Raw genomic sequence first — 21,190 nt, forward strand, 5'->3', positions numbered from 1 at the left:
TCAGGTGGAGTTCCGGTCCACCCCACCCGGTGACGCCACCCGCACCCCGGGCTCCGGCGCGTTCGGAAGGCCACCACCGCCCACCGCGACCGCCCCGGTGCTGGAGTCCGACGCCCCGTCGTTCCGGGTGGCTCCCTCCTCCAGCAGGTCGGCGAGGCCCTCCGTCGGCAGCACCATGCCGACCGGTGCGGTGCTGTTGAGGTAGAGGGCGTGGCCCGGGGGGACGCGGGTGAGCAGGGTGCCGACCGGGAGGTTCTGGGAGGCGAGGCGGCCCGCGGCGTGGAGGTATCGGGGGGAGGTGTAGACGGGGACCGCGGGGGTGCCGTCGGGCGCGCAGGCCCGGACCGGTTCGCCGTCCGCTGTGACCAGGACGGCGACCTCGGCGCCGGACAGGGCCGCGGTGACGTCCTCGGCCGGACCGTAGCCGGTGGTGGCGAGCTGGATGGCCCGGTCGATCTCGTCGGCGGGCCCGGGCCAGCCCATCGCCTCCGGGGACGGCCGGTACTCCGGGTTGTCCTCCCACTCGACGATCGTGCCGTCGGAGTCGGAACGCCACTGGCCGACCACGGCCCAGTCGGGCGGCGGCCCCTCGCCCCGCCAGGCGGGATCGGGCAGGTAGAGCCAGTGGTCGGGGGCGAGCCTGGCCGCCTCGACGTACTCCTGCGGGGGCTCGGGGTCCAGGGGGGCGGTGGCGGGCGTCCGGGCGCCGGACTCACTCATCTCGTCCTCTCGTCCTCTCGTTCTCGTGTGCCGCGGGAGCACCCTCCGCCGCGGGCGTCGGAGCGCCTTCCTGTCGCGGGCCGACGGTCCGCCCCGCCTGCAGCCGGTCGAGCAGGGCACGGGCGTGCTCGTCCGGGAAGAGTCCCTCACGGGCCACGAAGGTCCGCAGCTCCTCCTCGGTCAGCGGGTAGACGTCCCAGTACCGGCCCCAGTTGTCGGAGTAGACCGACGCCGCTCCCGGGTCGAACTCGTCCAGGGCGAGCTGGGCGCCGGTCATCACCTCGTGAAAGCTGTGGTGCCCCACGCCGACCAGGATGCTCGCCAGTCCGGCCCGGACGAGGCCGAGGTCGACGGGGACACCGGCGAGCCGGGTCAGCCGGGCCACGTGCGTGAGGATGCGGTAGGCGCTGCCCGAGGTACCGGTCAGCACCAGACCCCCCGAGTCCTCGGAACGCGCCTGGAAGTCGGCGGCCATCGGCAGCGTGTGCTCCATCCCGGCGGGCGACCAGAGCAGTTGCCCGTCCCGGACCGCGCGCCGCCACTCGGCCTCGCTGAGCGGCGGACTGACCTCGTCGGGGCGCAGCGGCGTACGCAGCATCGCCTCCAGCTCGTCCCTCTCCTGAGCCTCGTCCTCGGGGTCCAGTTCTGCCTCGCGGAGTTCGGCGACCCTGCGCTCGTACTCCTGGAAGAGCTGGCTCTTGTGCCGGTCGCGGCGCTCCACGGCGATCACCGGGTGCTGGGGCTCGACGCCGCCCATGAGATGCGGGACGAGGTCCTTGGCGACGCCGTTGAACAGGAACGTGACCCGTTCCCGCAGATTGCCGGATTCCACGACTCGGGCGAGTGCCTCGTAGCGCTGTCCGACGGCGCCGGCGGACATCTCGTTCCTGCTGCCGAACAGCCGGTAGTCCAGCCGGTTGTGGAGGGTGATGGTCCAAAAGGCCCGGACGACCTTGCCGATTTCGGCGTTGACCTGCTCGTTCTCCCCGAGGTGTGCGGCCAGCCGCTGTTCGAAGAGAAGGGCTTCCTGGGCGTAGCGGATCCGGGCCAGGACCCAGTCGGGCGCGGGACGGTCACCGGTGTTTCCATCCGCGGCGTCCGACGTCTCCGCGTCGGGGTCGGAGTCGGAGTCCGAGCCGGAGTCGGAGTCGGTCGCCGCCCCTTCCGTGCCCGTGTCCGTGTCCGTGTCCTCGTGCAGGGTGAGGGCCGGGAACGATTCCAGGAGCGGAGCGGCCGCCCTGGCGAGCGGTGCCTGGACCGGGCGCGGCGCGACGCCGGGGGACGTGGCCTGGGCGGGGCGGGTCCGCTCCCAGGCACCGGCGTCCGGTACGTCGCCGTCGGGTGTCGTCCGCAGGGTCAGGACCGGTTCCCCTGAGGTTCCCGTCGCGGACACGTCCACCGGGAACTCCGTCCACCACACGGTGCGGCCCAGGCGCTGGGCCGTCCGCGCCGCGAGGTCGCCGGGGTCGCCGTCGTGGGCCGAGAAGGCGAGGACGACCGGTACGTTCAGTTCCTTGGCGGTCAACGACGCATCGTGCGCGAGGAGTTCGAGGAACTCTCCGGCCGTCACCCGATGCGTCTCCCCGTCGAAGGACAGCTCCAGGAGGTCGGGCGCCCTGCCGTCCGGGGTGATCCGTACGAGGTAGGGGGCGGGGCCCTTGTGGTCCGCCCACGGCGCGTCCGCGAGGCCGGAGGGCGTGCCGAACCGCGCCAGGTCGACCGTCGTCGGCGTCTGCCCGGCGGTGTAGTCCCGGCCGTCGCCGCTCTCGCCGCCGTTCGTCGTCACCACGTCGGTGGTCGCGTACACCCCCGACTCGTCCAGGTGGTAGGCGGCCGCCACGTCCGGGTCGGCGGCGTCACGGCCCGCGGCGAAGGCGCGGGTGAGCAGGCCGAGCAGCGTGTCGCGGTGGCCTGTGGGCCGGGGGCCGGGCCGCAGGTGCAGCACCTTGGACACGCGGACGCCCAGGTCCGTGCCGGGGGCGCTCAGGGCCTCCTCGGCCTTGACCCGGGCCCAGAACATCCGGGACCGCTCGGCCTCGCCCACTGCGTGCGGGCCGGACAGGTCCAGGGCGGTGACGGCCTCCTCCTGCGGGTCGCCGTCCCGCATCCACCGGGCGGCCGCCTCGATCGCCGGCACCTCGACGAAACCGACCAGTTCGTCACCGGGCCACGCGGCCCAGTGCTCCGCCGCGGCGGCCAGCACACGGCGCACGGCCGCCCGGTCCGCCCCGGACGCGGCCGACGGGTGCGCGGCGACCACCCGGTTCAGCAGGTCCAGGGTGAACGGGCCGGCCTCGTCGAAGTCCGTGTCGCTGCGCCACATGTGGTCCACCGCGGCCACGCCGCGCAGCAGTTCACCGAAGTCGGCGGCGTCCTCCACGTCGTGGCCGAAGGTCAGCCGCAACGCCCGCACCAGGCGCAGCGTCCCGGCGCGCATCTCGTCGGAGACCTTGCCGTCGCCCGGAGCCAGGCCGGCGGCGGCCGCCAGCCGGTCGAGGTCGGCGCCCGAGGGGTCGGGCCGGAACAGGGCCCACGCCCTGTGGCGGCCCTGCGCGTCGGCGAACAGGGTCCGCGTGTAGCGCCCGTTGCTGCTCCGGGTGCCCTGGGCGCTGTAGGACAGCCGGACGCTGCGGCCCGTGGAGTTGGCGAGCTGCTGGCCCAGGGAGAGGCTGCCCAGCGGGTCGGGGACGAACGGGCCGGCGTAGGCGTCGCTCGCGGTGTTCGGCGACACGGGCACGGCGCGGTCCCGGGGGGCGCCGCTCCAGCAGACCACGAAGTCGATCCAGTGGTCCTTCGGCAGGCTCGACAGGCTCTTGCGGCGCCTGAGCCACGGCCCGGCCTCCCGCTCGTCGACCTGCCTGACGGTGCCGTCCCGCATCGCCAGGTGCAGGTGGCCGGGCGAGCCGTGCACGTCCAGGCGGTAGGCGGCGTCCTCCGCGCCCGGACGCGGCAGTTCCTGCTCGGCGGAGACCCGTCCGGTGGCCGGGTAGTAGTGGACGTACGTCGTCATCCGGTCCAGGTGGCGGTCGTCGTCCTCGAAGTCGGCCGCCCACTCGGCGGCGTGGTGCGAGGCCCGCCCGATCTGCCGGCCCGTCAGCGCGCTGACGATGGGCCGGGTGGCCACCCGGTGGTGCCACTCCGGCGCGTCGTCGTCGGGGTCGGGTGCCAGACCGGGCTCGCTCGCGGTCCAGTCGCCCTCCGGGGAGCCGGTGCGCCGGACCGTGTCGACGGTGCTCACGCCGCCGTCCGAGCCGAGCGTCACCTCTCCGCTGTGCGCCCACACCGTCAGACCGGTGCGGTCCGCGAGCGTGCGCGGCAGGTCGAGGTAGTGGTCGCCGGCGAAGGGCACGGCCAGCACCACCGGAGTGTCCTTCGGCAGCCGCTCCCGTGCCACGTCCGTCGCGACCAGCTCCGTGAACTCGTCGACGTCCAGGTCCCGCGTCGTGCCGTCCGGCAGCAGCACCTCCACCGTGTCGTGCCGCCCGCCGGCCGCCACGACGTAGGGGGTGGTGCCGCGGGGCCACGGGGTCTGCCGGGTCTCCGCGACGGTGTAGGGGCCCGGTCCGGTGTCCTCCAGTACGTCGCTGCGGGTGGGGTCCAGTTCGGCGGCCGGATCGGCGTCCGGGTGCCAGTTGAGGCCGGGTACGCGCCGGCCCCCGGCGGTGAAGTGGCGGGCCCGGCCGGGGCCGGTGACGCCCAGCTCGGCGAGGTGGTGCGCGGCCAGCGCGGGCAGGCTCGTCGCGCGTCCGGCCGCGGCGGCCCGGTTGACCAGCGCGAACAGGGCGTCGCGGACGCCCTGGTCCACGGCCGTGCCCGGGTCGAGGTGCAGGACGCGGGCGGCGAGCGCGTCCACGTCCAGCGGGCGGTGGCGCAGCACGCGGTCGCGGCGGCGCAGGGCGTCGAGGGTCTGCGTCGCGGTCGCGTCCGGCGCCTGGACTACGCGGATCGTCGCCTGCCGTCCCAGGTCTGCCCGGCCGGTTCCGGCGAGTTCGCCCGTGCCCGTCCAGTCGTCGGGGACGCGGGTCATGGCCACCGCCTTGACCCGGAAGTCACGGGCGGTCAGCCGGGGGGCGTCGGCGGGGAGGTCCCGCTGCATCTGCTCAAGCGCCTGGGTCAGCCGGCGCAGGAAGTGGGTGCGTGCGGCCGTGGCCCGTTTGAGGCCCCGGTTGCCCGGGCCGTCGGCCCCGTAGCCGGTGACCTCGACGCGCGGCGGGGCCCATCCCGCCGCGCGGTTGTGCAGCCCGGCGGCGGCCACCTGATGCGCCAGCCGGTCGAGGGTCGCCCGGCCGGCCGGCGAGGGAACGGTCGACTCCCGCGCGTAGGCCACGAGGCTGCGTTGGGGCAGTGCTGACGGCGCTGGGCCCGCCGGGCCCGTGAGTACCGGCCGGGCGGGCGCCGGGCCCGCCGGGCCCGTGAGCACCGGCCGGGCGGCGGAGACGGGCGCGGGCGCGGAAGGCGGACCGGGCGTGAGCGCGGGCACCGAGGTCGGCTCCACCCCCTCCATGGGCTCCCCGGCCGTCGAGCGCGCCCTGGCGGCGGCCGGCGGGACGTCGGGGAGGCCGGTGGGAGGCTCAGCGGGCAGCCCCTCGGGCAGAGGCGGGGCGACGGGACGCGGGCCCTCGCCCTCCTCTATGCCGGAGGAGTCGGTGGGGCCCGCCTCCTGCCGGTCGGCGGCGGCCGGAACACCCGCGGTGACGGGCGACGGGAGAACGGGCGTGGGCACCGAGGGGATGCCGGGCACGCCCGTGTCGGGCAGGCCGGTGCCCCTGCCCGGCCGGGTCGCGGGCGCCGGCTGCCGCGTCCCGGACGTCCCCGTCGCACGGGCGCCCCTCGCCCCGGCGTCCGTCCCGGCGTCCTGTGCCGTGTCCACGGGGGGCGGGTTCGCCCCCGTGGCCTCCGCCGGGTCCTCTTCCGTGGTCGGCGCGTCGGGGCCGGGCGTCGTCCAGCGCGGACGCAGGCCCAGGTCCCGGCGGAGGGTGTCGGCCAGTCCGGCGGCGGACCAGGCGTCCGCTCCCCCGGTCAGCACCTGGGCCGCGACCCGGCGCACCGCGTCGCGGAAGTCCCCGCCCACGTAGCGGGAGTCGGCGAGTACATCGTGCGGCTCGGCCGGCAGGACCAGGACGACGGCGACGGCCCAGGCGCGGGAGGCGTCGGCCTCGTCCGTGCCCTCGGGCGCCGCGTCCGCGAAGCCGGCGTACGCCCGCGTCCACAGGCGCCGGGCGGCGTTCGCGGCCGCCGTGTCCGACGCGGCCGTCCAGGGGCCGGGGCCGGTCATCCGGACCCGGGCCAGGTCGAGCGGTGCCAGCGCGGACGCGGGCAGCCGGTCGTCGCCCCGCAGCATCATCTCGGTGCGCTGCCCGACCGAGGGCGTGATCCCCGCCGCCTCCAGTTCGCGGAGGCCGACGGTCTCGCCCTCGGCGGGAGGCGGCGTCGCGGGCGGCAGGTCCGCCTCGGTCACCCGGTCCGCGATCCGGCGGCGGGCCTCGGCGTCCTGCGGGACGGACGGCGGCGGATCCCCGGCGCCGGTGTTCTCCCCGGTCTCCCACCGGGCCCGTCGCGCCGCGCCGAGTGCTTCCGGGGCGACGCCCAGGGCCCGCAGCCGCGCCTCGGCGTCCTCCAGTCGGCGGCGCGCCGCGTCGGCCTCGGTCCGTGCGTCCGCGACGGCGGCCTCGTCGCCGCCGGTCCGCTGCGTCGTCGCGGCCCTGTCGGTCGCCGCGCCGAGCGCGGACAGGGCCCGCGCGTGAGCCTGCCAGGCCTCGGCGGTGGCGTCGGCGGGTGCGTCGCCGGACTCGGTGACGGGCTGCGGCGGCCCGTCCGTCCTCGGCGCCGCCCCGGCGTTGGTGGCGCCCGCGACCGGGCCCGGCGCGGGGCCCTCCGGGTCGCCCTTGGGACGGGCGGTGCGGGCCCAGGTGCCCGTCGGGGCCGGCTGCCCGTCGGGGCCGGGCAGCATCGCGACGGTGTACGTGCCGGTCGCCGGGTCCCGGTGGAGAGTGGTGGCGCCGCTGGTGGTCCACCAGTTGCGCGCCGAGTTGCGGGCGCCCTCGTCGGGGAGGCTGCCCGCGGACGGCCGGGTCCCGGCCGGGCTGCCGTGCGGGACGACCGCGACGACCTCGGTGTGCCCGGCCCTGCCGAGCAACTCCGCGTCGCGGAAGACCAGTTCGCCGAACTGCCGGGCCGGTACCGCAGCCGGGGCCGGGCCCGGCAGCACCAGCCCGTCGGCGTCGCCGTCGGCGACGTAGACGAAGGGGGCCGGGCGGCCCGGCTGTGCCGCCCAGGGCGCGGGCTCGCTGCCGACCGGGACCAGGGTGCCGTCGGGACCGTGCCCGAGGAGGGTGATCACGCCGGGGTCGAAGGTGCCCGGCGGCCGGTGCGTGGCGTCCAGTGCGCGTCCCCAGGCCGTGCCGTCGGGGTTCGCCAGGAGCCGTTGCGGCGCCAGTGCGCCCTGCCGTTCCAGGTGGTGGGCGGCCAGCTCGTGGATCTGCCGGGGGTCGCGGCCGACGGCCGCCGCCTGGCGCGCCACGGTCACCGCCTCGCCGAACCGCGTCGGGTCGGGGGCGGGCAGGTGCAGCACCGCGGCGGCGAACGCGCCCCGGTCCACCTGGCTCGTCACCAGGGCGACCTTGAACGACGCCCACACCAGCCGGGAGAACTCGCTCTCGCCCACCGGCGCCGTGGCGTCGAGTCCCAGGACCTGCCGGGCCAGGTGCTCGCGCTGCCCGGAACCGGCGAGGCCCGCCAGCAGGTGGGCCAGGTGCGGCAGCGCGAGCCAGTCGCTCAGGGGGCCCGGCCGGCCGGCGTCGAGGCGGGCGGCGGCCTCGGTGAGCAGGCGGCGGTGGTCGTCCGCGGTGACGGGCGGTACCGGCCCCGGCGCGTGCCCGGCCGAGCGGTGACGGGCGAGGATCTGCTCGTACAGGTCCAGCGTGAACCGGCGTGCGCCGTCGCGGTTCAGGGCCGGGTCCGCCCGGTGCATCAGGTCGAGGGCGCCCATGCCGCGCAGCAGTTCCGGGTACGGGGCGCTCTCGTCGACCGTGGGGCCGAAGACCTCGCGCAGCGCCCGCACGAGTCGCAGGGTCCGCTCGCGCACGGGTTCCGGGACGGGTCCGGTGCCCGTGTGGAGGCCGGCCGTGCGGGCCCGCAGGTCGAGCGCGTCACCGGCCGGCTCGGGCCGGAACATGACCCACGGGTGGGCGCGGCCGCGAGCGTCGGTCAAGAGGTTGATGTACGACTGGGGGTCGTTGTACCGGGCCGGGCCGACCGAGTTGGACAGGACGGTCGCGAACACGGTGCGGCCCGTCTCGTTGGCCATGTGCTGGCCGGTCGCGACGACCGCGAGGGGGTCCGGCACGAACGGCAGCGGTCCGGCGACGTCGCCCCCGAGGGTGCCGCCGATGCCGGGGCGCGCCGCCGCGTAGCAGATGAGCGGCACCACGGGGTGGTCGGGAGCGAGCGAGGCGAGGCTGCGGCGGCGGGCGAGGGTGCGGGCGAACCGTGGGCCGTCGTCCTGCCGCGGACCCTGGGGGGTGTGCCACACGACGCTGCCCGGCGCCCCGTGGTTGTTGGGGAAGTACGGTGCAGGCAGGCCGAGTTGCACCCAGGGCAGGAGGGCGGGGGTGCTGCCGTAGTCGTAGCCGCTGCGCAGGTGGGTGTAGGAGGTGACGGTCCCGAGGCGGCTGTGTTCCAGCGTCCGGGACCAGCCGCCGTCCGGCTCCCGGGCGAGGTCCATCGAGAGGTAGCCGGTGGACCGGTGGCCGTGGTGGGCGACGGAGACGGCGGTGACCCGGTCGTCCGGCGTCCTCGGGGGTCCGTCGGGCGGGGTGGCGGGCGTGCTGGCGATCCACTGGCCGCGGGGCGCCCGCCCCTCGGCGTCGAGGAGCAGGAGCCGCGAACGGTCCGGGCTGCTCGGGAGGTGTCCGATGCCCGCCCGGCCGGTGGCGGCCCACACCTCGCGGCCGAGCCGGTCGGCCAGACCGCGCGGCAGGTCCAAGGGCACGGCGCCGGGCTGTTCGGCGTGGAACAGGACCGCGCCCGGACGGCCGGCCAGGTCCCGGTCGAGGGCCATCAGTTCGTACAGCACCTCGGGCGGTACGGCCCGCGTGAACCCGCCGAGTCCGCGCACCACGGTCCCCTCGTCCCGGCCGGCGGTCAGGACGAGGTACGGGCCGGGATCGCCCGGCGCGGGACGCCACGGCGCGTCCTCGGCGCCGCTGTCCACGGTCGTGCCGTCGGGGGTGCGCCGGACCCGGCCGGTGCTGTCCGCGTCGAAGTCGGCCGGCAGGGCGCGGCCGGTCCAGTTGCGGCCGCGCGGGCGGCCCTGGGCGTCGGTGATCCGGAAGTCGGGGTGGAAGGCGCCTCGGTGGGCCAGGTAGTGGGCCGACAGTGCGGCCAGGGAGGCGACCCGCGCCGACGAGGGGACCGTCATCAGCCGCACCAGGGCGCCGCGGGCCGCGGCGTTCACCGGCTGGGCGGGGTCGAGCAGCAGGGCCCGGCGGACCGTCGCGTCCAGGTCCAGGAAGCCGCCGCGCAGCCCCGGGTCGGCCACCCGCAGCCGGTCCAGCCGCTCGAGCGCGTCGGCGGCCCGCTCCCGGTCGACGTCGCCGAGGGCGCCGAGGCCGTACAGCGCGTCGAGGAGCCCTTCGCGGTGCCGCTCGGCCTCGTCGGACGTCACGTCCTGGAGCGTGACGACGCCCGGGGAGGAGCCGGGGCCGGTCGCCGGGTCGGCGAACGGGTTGGTGCGGTGCGGCACCGCGCGGTCCGGCGGCTGCTGCTGCGGCTGCGGGCGGTTGAGGCCGGTGGTGGCGGGCCGGGTGGGGATGGTGCGCGTCGGTGCGGGGCGGTGCGGCGGGCCGGGGGTGGTCCGGACGGGCGCACGGGAGCGGCCTTCGAGTGCGTCGAGCAGGTCCCGGGCGTGCTCGTCGGGGAAGCGTCCGTCGCGGGCGACGTTCTCCCGCAGCTCCTGCTCGCCGAACGGGTGGATGTTCCAGTACCGGCCCCAGTTGTCGGTGTAGTCCAGGGCCGGGTCGTGGCCCGGTACGTCGTTCAGTGCCAGCTGGGCACCGCGCATCACCTCGTGGAAGGTGTGGTGGTCCACCGTGAGGGAGACGGCCAGCATGCCGGCCCGGATCAGGCCGAGGTCGAGGTCGACGCCCCACTGCTCCCGCATCCGGGCGGCGTGCAGCATGAAGCGGTACGTGGATCCGGCGGTGCCGGTCGCCACCAGGCCGCCGGACGTCTCCGAACGCTGCTGGAAGCCGGCGCTCATCGGGATGTCGTACAGGGACGTCGCCGGCAGCCAGGTCAGGCCGTGCTCGTTGACCGCGAAGCGCCGCTCGGCCTCGCTGAGGGGCGGGCGCGCGTCCTGCGGGCGGGTGCCGATCGTCACCGAGCGCTCCAGTTCCTCGACCGCCGCCCGCTTCTGCTCGGGGTCCAGGTCCGGCGCGGCGAGGATCTCCTTGGCGCGCCGCTCGAACGCGGCGTGGGTCTCGCGCTGCCGCCGGCTCGGCCGCTCCTCGGCGATCTCGGTGGGCTGCTGCTCCCTGCCGCCGAGCATCATCGGCACGAAGTCGCTGGAGATGCCCTCGTAGAGCAGCGCCACCAGCTCGCGCAGGTTGCCGCTGCGCAGCACCTGCTGCAGCGCGGGGCGGGAGGTGCCGACGACGCCGGCCTTGTACTTGCTGGTGTCGCCGAACGCGCCAAGGCTGCGGGGGTGCCGCTCGCGCGCCGCCTTCCAGGCCGCGTTCGCCATCTTCCGGTACTCGGCGACCACGGCCTCTCGCCCGGCCAGGTACTCGCCCAGCCGCTTGTCGAAGACGAGTGACTCCTCGGCGTAACGGATGCGCGCCATCACCCACGGCGGCGCGGCGCTGTTCCGGTGCTCCGGGCTCGGCTGCGGGGAGCGGCCGCGTGCGCGGGACGCGGGACGCGCGGGGGACGTTGGACGCGCGGAGGCGGTCTCCTCGTGGGAGGCGGTCCCCACGGGTCCGGGCGCCGTGGGACGCGCGTCCGCCGGGACACCGGCCGTCGGCGGTGGGGCCGCGGTGCCGTCGGCGGGCGTCGCGGGCGCCACCCGGCGGTGGTCGTCGATGTCGACGCTCACCACGCGCCCGGCGTCGGGGTCCGTGGCGCCGCGTACCCGCTTGGCCTCCAGGGTGAGGCCGAAGTCCCGTACGGCGAGCGGGGTGCCGGGCATCCCCTGCTGGGACGCGGCGAGGATCTGGGCGAGCCGTGCCCCGAGCGCCCTGCCGACCGCCTCGGCCCGCTTGCGGGCCACGGCCTGCGAGCGGTTGCCGTGCCCGGTGACGGTCACCGCCGGCGCCGGCAGCCCGTTGGCGCGGTTCCACAGGCCCGTGCGGGCCAGTGTCCGGGCCAGGGCGTCGATGGTGCCGTCGGCGCCCTCGGGGAGACCGTGCTGCTCGCGGGCGAAGCGGATCGTCCGCTGGTGCGGGCGCGGGGCGTGGCCGTGCAGGACGACCATCGTCAGCGGGTTGGCCAACGCGGGCGCGTCCTGCGACAGCAGCGCTGCGTTGACCTCGTGCGCCGACTCCCCCGGCCGCTTGCTGTACGCCCGGAAGTACCACTGGTCCTTGGGGTCGAGCAGCGGCGCGGCGGCCCGGACCGCTTCCCTGGCGCGGGCGCGCGCCCGGTCCGCCTCGCGCAGGGCCAGCGCGTGTTCGGGGCGGTCCTCGTCGAAGTAGAACGGGATCTGCTCGGCGTCGTGGACCTCGGCCAGGGCCCTGGCGGCCCGTGCGAGGTCGGCCAGGCGGGCCGTCCGCGCCGGGTCCGCGCCGTCGCGCCGGGCGTCGGCCAGACGCCGCTCGGCGGTTTCGGCCAGCCCCTTCAGGCCGTCGCCGTGCCGGTCGAGGTTGTCCTCCACGATCGCGTCCAGTTCGGCGTCCGGGACCGCGGGGCGGGAGTGGGTCTCGTTCTCCAGCGTGATCTGGTGGGTGCCGTCCTCACTGGCGAGGACGACCTGCGCGAAGTGGTACGGGGCGTGCGGGCCGACCCGGTCGCCGGGCTTGGCGTGGTTGTGGGTGAAGAGCTGCGCGCCGCCGTCGGCGGTGGTGGTGCTGACCGACTGGATCAGGTAGCCCTCGCCGACCTCCGCCCAGGCGTGCTCGTTGACGCCGACGCGCCACGCCGCCGCGGCCAGCGGAGCGCGCCGGGGGTTGTTCGCCGGTACGTGGCTCAGGGCGCCGCCGTAGCGGTCGCCGGGCGTGGGAGCGCCTACGACACCGCCCGTGAACCGCGGGTCGCGGCCGGTGTGGCGGGCGGCCCACCGCGGGCCGGTCCCGGCGGCGGGGCGGGTGCCCTCGGCGACGTCCGCCAGGGCCTCGGCCAGGTGGTGGGTGCCGGTGACCTCGCGGCCGTGCTGCCCGTTCACCGGGGCGGTGGCGACGACGTCGCCGGCGGGGTCGCGGAAGGCGACGTGGGAGAGGGACGCGGGCCCGGTGCCGGCCAGCATCTGGGCGAAGTCCCGGGTGAAGGCGTGCTCCGAGGCGCCGGACGCGGTCAGGAACTCGGGTTCGACGCGGAACAGGGGATCGCCGTACGAGCCGTCCTCCCGCGGGAGCAGGACACCCGTCGACTCGTCGGCCTTCAGCCGTACGCCCGCTCCCGCCGCGGCCAGCCGTGCCGAGGAGGCGTCGATCGCCGCGCGGGTGGCGTACACCTGGCGGCCCCGGCCGGTGGTGCCCTCGCCGTCGGCGAGCAGGGCCAGGGTGCGGTCCTCGGAGATGTGCAGCGGCGGCCGGTCGGCCGTCGGGACGGTGCCGAGGCCCTGGCTCGGCAGGAGCAGCGAGCCTGTTCCGTCGCCGGTGCCGTCCCCGACGGGCACCTCGGCAACGTGGCGCGGGAGCGGCCGGGTGAACAGGACGCCGGTGCCTTGCTTGTCGATGATGCCGTAGTCGCGGGTGGTCAGCGGCCGGGTGCGGCGTGCGTCGATCCGCCGTTCGAGGACGAGTTCGTCGGCGAGGCGGTCGAACTCCGCGTCGCCGTCGCTGCTGGAACCCTCGCTGTCGTCGTCGCGCCCGGCGTCGCTCTCGCCGTCGCTGCTCAGGTCGCGGGCCCCCGGGAGGCCGTCCCCTTCCGAGGGGTCGACCGGCACCCAGCCCGCGCCGGTGTCGCCGTCGCGCACGTCCAGGGCGAGGCGGGACCCTGCCGTGGGGTGCGTGGCCACGGTGACCGGCGCCTCGGGGTGCCAGACACGGCGGCCCGTGGTGCCGGCGACGAGGACGGCGAGGGGCGCGGCGATCCGCGGGGGCAGGGCCAGGACGACGTCCGCGCCGCGGGGCCGCCGGTCGTCGTAGGAGATGAGCATCGCGAGCTCGTCGAGACGCGTCACCCGGAAGGTCCGGCCCGGCATGAGGGAGACCTCGACGGCACCGTCGACCGCTCGGGCGACGACCATGTAGGGGTTGCGCCACGGCGCGGGCCGCTCGACGACCCGGCCGGTGCCGCGCAGGACGTAGGAGTCGGGGCCGGGGGCGGGCGCTCCCGTCCTGCCGAAGTCGCGTCCGGCGGCGTTGCGGGCGGTGTCGCGCAGCAGCGTGCCCTCGTCCAGGGCGCCGCGTCCGGTCTCGATCTGCCGCTCGACGAAGTAGCGGGAGAGGTCGTGGGTGGTCTCCAGGTCGTCCGAGGAGGCGTCGAGCGCCAGGGAGCCGAGGAGCTGGTGGTCGGCGGGGCCCGGCCGGGCGTCGCCTGGCAGGTGCAGGACCTGCCGGGTGACCCGGTCCAGGGCCCGGTGCAGCGACCGCGGTTCCCGGTCCGCGCCGGCTTCGGCCGAGACCAGTTCGTACAGCGCCTGGGAGGTCTCCCTGAGCCGGTCGCCCGGGAGGGCGTCCCACCGGGGTCCGAAGACGGTGCTCAGCCATCCGGTGTCGGCCCAGCGCGGCCGCCCGTTGCCGTCGTCGGAGGCGTCGGCGTCGGCGTCGGCGTCCGAGTCGGATGCGGCGTCGGATTCCTCGGACTCGTCGGAGACCTCCTGCACGGTGGTCATCGGACGGCCGCCGGGCAGCGGCGGCGGCACCGCGCCGTCCGGTCCGGTTAGCGGAGTGGGTGACGGGAGCGACACGGGGTCGGTCCAGCTCTGCTCGCGCGGTGCGGCCGGTGCGGCGGCGCGGGCCTCGGCCCAGCTCGCCCCCTCCGGCGAGGGGTGCGGGTCGAGGTCGCCGGTGACCGCGGCCAGAAGGTGGAGGTGGCGGGGGCGCAGACCGCCCTGGACGAGGCCGTCGGGGGCCTGCTCGCGGAAGGCTCCCAGGAGGCTGCCCGGCGCGTCGAGGCGGTCCGGGCCCGCCGCGTCGGGCGTCTCGTCGCGGAGGAAGAGCTGGTGTCCCAGCTCGTGCGCGAACTCCTCCGGATCGGCGTCGGCCCACCACGCCATCTGGTTCATCGGCCGGCTCCGGTCGACCAGGTCCACGGTGAGGTGCGGGGCGTCGTCCGGGCCCACGAACTCGACGGTGACGTGCAGCCGATCGCCGCCGGGCAGGCGGTGGCCGGGCCGGTTGTAGAACCGCTCGACGCCCTCGGTCACCCGCTCCGCGACGCCTTCGGCCGCCTCCCCGAGCGGGCGCAGGGCGAGCCGCACGGTGAGGTCGGTGACGTTCTCGCCGTCGTGGGTGAAGCGCCGTACGTCGAAGGCGGAGCGGACGACCGTCCGCGGCCGGTCGTCGCGGTGGGCGGCGGGCGGCGGTCCGTCCTGCCGGAGCGGCACGCGCAGGGCGGTGGAGCCGTGGGCGGGCACCACGTACAGGGCCTCGGCGTCGGCCGTGATCCGCTGCGGCACGGGGTCGGGGTCGAGTTCGGCCAGCCGCGGCGCGAGGGACTCCATGTTGGCGACGCGGCCGATCCATCCGCTGTCGCCGCGCAGCAGCGTGCCCGTCTCCGCGTGCACGAAGTCGTGGCCGAACGGCGTCCAGCCGTCCGGCGGGATCTCCGTGCCGTCGGGCAGCCTGATGCGCCCGGTGGCGGCCACCTCGTAGCGGAGGGGTTCCGGGCGGGAGTCGGCAGGACGGGTGTAGGTGTACCAGTGCTCGGGCGGGTCCGCGGCGTCGGTGCCGGGGGCCGGGGACTTGCCCTTCGGGTCCGCGGGCGGGCGTCCCGCGGGCGCTTCGCCGACGGGGACGACGAAGGACGGGGGGACCCCGCCGTGGCGGGGCCGGGCGAGGGTGACCGGGCGGCCGACGGGCCACTGCTCGGCCACCGGGTCGAGGCCGTCGTCGCGGGAGCCGCCGCGCAGTCCGCCGCCGGTCCGGAGGGTGCCGCGCGGGCCGCGGGTCGTGATGTCGCGCAGTCCGCCGCGGTGGTCGTCGACCGTGACGTCCACGGTGGTGCTGCCCTGGTCGCCGTCGGCCGACGCGCCGCGGGACCGCACCGCGACCGGGTCGACGGTGAACCGGTCGGCGGTGAGGTGCGGCGCGGGGGTGCCGTCCTGGAGGGTCGCGAGCGCGTCGGCCAGCTCGCGGCGGAAGGAGTCCGCGACCGCCTCGGCCCGCGCCCTGGCGGGGTCCCGGCCGACCATGCGGGTGCCGCGCCGGCCGCTGACCGTGACGTCCGGCAGCGGCAGCCCGTTGGCCGCGTTCCACAGTCCCGTCCTGGCCACCACCCTGGCCAGGTGCCGGAGGGCGTTGCGGGAGCCTTCGGGGGTCTGCTGGACGCCCTTGGCGAAGGTGACGGAGACCGGCAGCGCCTGCTGCCCGCGGAGCACGACGGCGGTGAGCGGGTTGGCCTCGGCGGAGGGGCCCTCGGTCAGCAGCTCGGCGTTGGTGTCGTGGGCCGACTCGCCCGGCCGCTGCGCGTACATCCGCAGGTACCACTGGTGCTTGCCGGGGATGACGGGCTCCAGGTTCCCGATGCGGTGCGCGGCGGCGCGGACGGCGGCTTCCAGTTTCCGCTCGGCCTCGGCGCGCTCCGGCGAGCCGGCGGGCGCGGTCTGCGCCTCCGTCAGGCTCTGCTTGGCCCGGATCAGGGCGAAGGTCAGGTCCAGGTAGCCGCGCAGTTCCGTGAGGTGCTCGTCGGTTCCGTCGTTCCCGTCGTTCCCGCTCCGCTCGATCTCCTGCCTCAGCCGCGCGGCGATCGCCCGAAGGTCGTCGAGAGCGTGGCCGCGCAGGTTGGCCTGGACCGCCCGGCGGTGGCGGTGGGTGCGCTGCGACACGCGCGCGTGGTTCTCCAGGGAGACCTGGTGGGTGCCGTCCTCGCTGGCCAGGACGACGGTGGCGAAGTGGTAGCCGAAGTGCGCGCCGGTGGCGTCGGTCTGCGGCTTGGCGTAGTTGCGCTCCAGGCTGGCCTGGCCCTGCTCGCCGGCGGCCGCGACGGACTGGACGACGTAGCCCTCGCCGACGTCGGCCCAGGCGTACTCGTTGACGCCGATCCGGCGGGAGGCGTCCGAGAGGGCGTCGCGACGCGCGTCGTGCGGCTGCTCCAGGCTGAGCGCGCTGCCGTAGGCCCGGCCCGGGAGCGGCCCGCCGTGGCCGCCGGTGGGCCGGTCGTCCAGGCGCACCCGTGCGGCCGCCCAGTCCGGTGCCGCCGACTCCGGCGGTTCGTGGCCGTCCGCCACGCGGGCGAGGGCGTCGGCGAGGTGGTGGGTGCCGGTGACCTCGACGCCGTCGGAGGCGTTGACGGGCGCCGTGACCGCCGGGCCGCCCGCGGGGGCGCGGAAGACCATGTGGGAGGTGCGGGAGGCGTCGGCCAGCATGTCGGCGAAGTCCCGGCAGACCTCCTCCGTGGACCTTCCCGAGCGGGTCAGGAAGTCGGGGCTCACCCGGTACAGGCGCCGGGTGCCCCCCTCCGGGGTGGGCAGGACGATGCCGAGGTCCTCGTCGAGACGCAGCCGTACCGCGAGGCCCGCGCGGGCCAGTTTGACCGAGGAGGCCTCGACGGCCTCGCGGGTGGCGAAGACCTGCTGACCGTAGGCGCCGTCCTCGACGGCGAGGGTGCGGTCGGCGGAGATCCGCAGGGTGGGACGGTCGGTGACCGGCGTCGGCGTGTAGTCCTGCTCGCTCATGAGGAGTTCGGGGGCGTCCTCCGTACCGGTCATCGACCGCGGGGTCTGCCGGCCTCCCCGCAGGGCGCCGGGCTTGCGGAACAGCACGCCCTCGCCCGTGTTGTCCACGATGCCGTAGGTGCGTGTGGTCAGCGGCTCGGGCACGCGCGAGCGGGCCCCGGCGGCGGGCTCGGAATCCCGCTCGTAGAGGCCGAGGAGGTCGTCGAAGTCGCCTTCGCCGCCGTCCTGCTGCCCCGGCAGGACCGCCTTCCACACCGGGCCGGCGCCGTCGTCGACGGGGCCGAGGGTGAGGTGGTCGGCGCCGGTGCGCCAGTCCGTGGACGGGCGGGGGCCGTGCGCGGAGTACCAGACCCTGGCGCCGGTCAGGTCGGCGACGTGGCGGGCGAGGGCTTCGGCGTCGTCGTGCGGGAAGGCCAGCACGACGTCGTCGGTCCCGCGCCGGGCCGGGTCCCGGGCGACGAGCCGGGCGAACTCGCCGTCGTCCGGCGTGATGGTGCCGTCGGGCGTGCTCAGCCGGACCTGGTCGCCGGCGTCCTGGGCGAGGACCACGTACGGCTCCGACCACGGTGCGGGCCACGTGCTCGGCGGGCCGTCCGCGGCCTCCACGGCGTACGTGTCCAGGGGCGGCACCTGGTCGCCGGTACCGGTCCAGTTCCGGACGGTGCCGTCGCCCCGCGTGAGGCGGGTCACCTGTCCCAGGGCCCGGTCGTGGCGCCGCAGGTGGGAGGCGAGGGCGTCGGCGTCGGCCAGGACGGCCGGCGGGGCGTCGAGCGCGAGCGAGCCGAGGAGGGCCAGGTGCCTCTCGCCGACCGGGGCGCCGGGGCGCAGCCGCAGGACCCGCCGGGTCAGGGCGTGCAGTTCCCCGAGTGCGCCGGTGGCCTCCCCGGCGGCGTCGGCCTGCTCCCGCGCGAGTTGCCGCAGCGAGACCGCCGTGCCGATGAGCATCCCGGTCGGCTGCTCGCTGCGGGCGGCGGGGGTGAAGAGCAGGTCGAGGTACTCCTCGGGCGTGAGGTCCGTGCCGTCGTCGCCGTCGGTGTCGTCGCCGTCGGAGCTCTCGGCGCTGGTGTCGTCGGTGAAGCGGAACCGCGCCAGTGCCTCGGCCTCGGTCCGCGCGGGCTCCGGCCGGGCGCTCCCCGCCGGCCCCTCCGCGCCGGACAGCGTGTCGAGACCGAACGCCTCCTCGGGGTCCGGCCCGCGCTCCCGGCCCGGGCGCGGGGCCGGGGTGCGCTCGATCAGCGGGACGAAGTCGCCGCCGCGGCGGCGCAGCCGCAGGTGCGGGCCGCTGTCCCCGCCGAGCCCGGGGTAGGTGTGGGCGGTGCCGTTCTCCTCGACCAGGGTGACGGTGGCGCCGGTCGCGGCGGCGGCCCAGCGGGCGACCACCCGGTCGGCCTCGGCGGTGGTCCAGGGGGCATCGGCGAGGTGGCGGCGCAGGTGGCCCTCCTGCGCCTCCGGGCCCGGAGCGGGGCCGCCGCGGCGCTGCACCAGGGGCGGTGGCGAGAAGAGCGAGGACCGCTCGGCCGGGGAGCCCGGCAGGCCGTTCAGCCGCATGAGCCGGGCGGGCGTCGCCGAAGCGCGCGAGCGCAGCCGGGCGGCCTCCCGGCCGTCCAGGCCCGGCTGCGCGGCGGCGTGGTGCAGGGCGGTGGAGAGGGCGCCGAAGAAGCCGTTGCCCCGGCCGGTGGGCGTCCCCTGCGTGTAGGTGGCGCCGTCGGGCGCGGTGAGTACGCCGTCGCGCGCGAGGCGGTGGCGCGGCCCGTCGCCGTCGGCGGGCGGGAGCCAGGGGGCGGTGGTGTGACTGCGGTGCGCCGGCGGTGCGGACGGTTTCCCGCTCGCGCCGGAGGAGGCGCCGGCCGGGCCGGACGGGTTCGGTGTGCCGTGCGCGCCGGAGTCCTCGCGTGCCGGCCGCGGCAGCGCGGTGGTGGACGGGGCCGGGGCGTGGACCGGCAGGGCCGCGTGGAAGTGGCCGTCGGCGGCGAGGAGCACCGGGTCGGCCGCACGGTCGACGGGGGCCGGTCCGCCGCGGGTGTCGCCGTCGCCGTACGGCAGGAAGAGCTGTTCGCGGCCTTCTCCGGTCACGACGGTCAGCGAGGTGCCGAGGAGCCGCGCGGCCAGGGCGGGCAGCAGGTCGGCGCCGCCGTGGTCCCCGGCCCGGCGCTCGGGCGGTGCCGGGGCGTCACCGGGCCGCCCGGCGTCGGCGGGCGGCGGCTCGGCGGCGAAGGGGCGGGCCAGGGCGAGGGAGGCCAGCGCCGCCCGCTGCGCCGGGGTCGGCCAGAACGTCTCCGGGAGCCGCCCGAGCGCGTCGAACTCGGCCTGCTGCTCCCGGGACAGCGTCACACCCGCGCCGTCCAGCTCCTCCTGCGTGAAGGTGTCGGCGGTGTCCGCGGCCAGGGCGTCGAGCAGGTCCCGGTTGTCCGGCCTGCCCAGTTCCCGGGCGAGCCGGTCGCGGGCGGTGTGGACGGCGTCGGCGGTGACCGCGGGGTCGCCCGGGGACCTGGCGAACCGGTCGGCGAGGCCGGCGCCGAGCAACTGCGGCAGCCGGCCGTGCTCGTGGGCGGTGGCGATCAGCGCGTGGAAGAACGAGGCACCGTCGTGCGGTACTTCGTGCACGGTCCGCACGATCGTGCCGTCCGGCGAGGTGAGGGTGCGGGGGCCGGTGCCGTCGGCCTCGGTGACCGTGTAGGGGGCGGGGGCCTCGGAGCGCCAGCCGGGCTCGGTGTACTCCTGCGGCGCGTCCCGCACCGGCACCGCGGCCGAGCCCTGGTGGTGGGCGGTGAGCCGGGAGGCCGCGAGGTGCAGCCGGTGGTGGTCCGCGGCGGCGGCGTCCACCCGGTCCCGCCACACCCGCACGTCGTCGCGGGCGCTCTGCCAGGCGCGGACCGCCGGGGACTCGGCGAGGTCCCGCGTCAGGACGGTCGTCAACGCGGAGGCCGGCCCGGGGTCGCCGTCGCCGAGGGCGCCGCGCTCGGCGGGAGTGAGGGAGAGCCACGCCTCCCGGGCCCGGGCGCGGGCGTCGTAGTACTCCTTCTCGGCGGCGGCGAGGTCGGCGGCGCCCTTGGCCATGTCGTCCCAGGCGGTGGCGGCCTCTTCGGGGAAGGAGGTGTCGTCCAGCAGGCCGTACTCGCGGGCCTGGTCCTCGCGCAGCCAGACCAGGGCGGTGGTGTCGGCCTCGGCGGCGCGCGGGCCGCGCCGGGCCTTGCCGAGGGCGTGCGCGGGACGGCTGTCGGTGATCCGGTGGTGCGCCTCGGACACCGCCAGCCAGCTCACCGGCAGCGCGAAGAGCATGCTGCGGTCGATGCCGTACTTGACGTGGGTGCCGAGGGTGACGTCCTCGGCCCCCTTGGGCGCCGTGCCGTCGTTGGCCCCGCCGACCGGTCCGGTGGCGCCGGGGTTGGTCACACCGGCGCCCGTGGTGGCGACCAGCGGCGCGGTGCCGACCGTGCCGTCGGAGTTGTCGGTGATCCCGGTCTCGGTCGCCTGGGCGGTCTTGCGCCGCTGCATGGACTCCATGCGGGGCGCGCTCTCCACGGCGAGCAGACGCGCGCCGCGGCGGTGCATCCTGGCGTAGAGACGGGAGTCGGCGGTGTGGGACTGGCCGAGGAGGCGTGCGGAGGACTGGGTGGGCAGGACGGAGCCCTCCGCGCCGAGCGCCTCGCGGAACGCGGCGGCGAGTCCGCCCTGGGAGGTGGCCTCCTGCTGCGCCTGCGCGGGCGCCGTGCCGAGGGCCGTGAGCGGGGTGCGGCGGGCCTTGCGCACCTGCGCGTCCAGGGCGTCGCCGGTGTGCCGCCTGCCCAGGTCGCCGTCGCCGGAGCCGTCGGCGCGGGCGGTGGCGAGAGTGAGCGCGTCCGCCACGTTGGCCGCGCCCCGGAAGTCGACGGCGAGCATGCCGGACCCGGTGCGGTCGTCGAGGGGCAGCACGTCGTCGCCGTCGGTGCGCCAGGCGGCGACGGCCTCCCGGCGTGCCCGGTCGGCCGTCAGCATCCGTACCGCGCGCTCGGGTTCGGCGACGTCCTGCTCGGTGAGCGTGCCGTCGGCGCCGGGCCCGGACGGCGTGAGCAGCCCCGCCGAGACGAATTCGTGGAGCGTGCCGACGTGCGCGACGGCGCGCGGTGCCAGCCGCTCGCCGGCGGCGTCGGTCATGGTGACGGTCAGGGTGTAGCCGGTGACGACCTCCGCGTGCGCCTGCGTGGTGGCCATGTCGGGCATCGCGGTGCTGCCCTCGGTGCCCGTGCGGGTGCCGGCCTGCTGTCCGGTCGCCGTGCCCTGGAGGGAGGGGTTGGCGGCGAGGGCGTCGCTGCCGGGGGTGCGCTGGCCGACGCTCAGGGTGAGGTCGCCGCCGCGGTCCTCAGTGGCGCCGAGCGCCGAGTCGCGGACGAGGGACCGGTAGTCGTCCACCTCGAAGCCGGTGCGCAGCCGCTCCACGGTGGTGGTGACCGGCGTCAGCTTGAACCGGACCTGTCCGGGGCTGCCGCCGACCGGCAG

At 76.9% G+C, this 21,190-nt stretch carries 2 protein-coding genes (1 of these 2 only partly in view); both read right to left on the reverse strand.

Annotated features, from left to right (window positions below; genetic code table 11):
• A complete protein-coding gene (locus tag IG88_RS0132690; protein ID WP_234332411.1) occupies positions 1-720 on the reverse strand; it encodes a type VII secretion system-associated protein in 720 nt (239 codons plus the stop codon).
• Positions 713-21,190: the 3' portion of a lonely Cys domain-containing protein gene (locus IG88_RS0132695; protein ID WP_031049166.1), read on the reverse strand. Its footprint extends 9,360 nt past the window's final position; only the last 20,478 of its 29,838 coding nucleotides appear in the window; its start codon lies off the right edge, out of view — the gene reads right to left on this strand; the stop codon is at positions 713-715. Before IG88_RS0132695 ends, IG88_RS0132690 begins: the two co-directional genes overlap by 8 nt.

The organism is Streptomyces sp. NRRL F-5650, from assembly GCF_000721365.1.
GTDB lineage: Bacteria > Actinomycetota > Actinomycetes > Streptomycetales > Streptomycetaceae > Streptomyces > Streptomyces ardesiacus.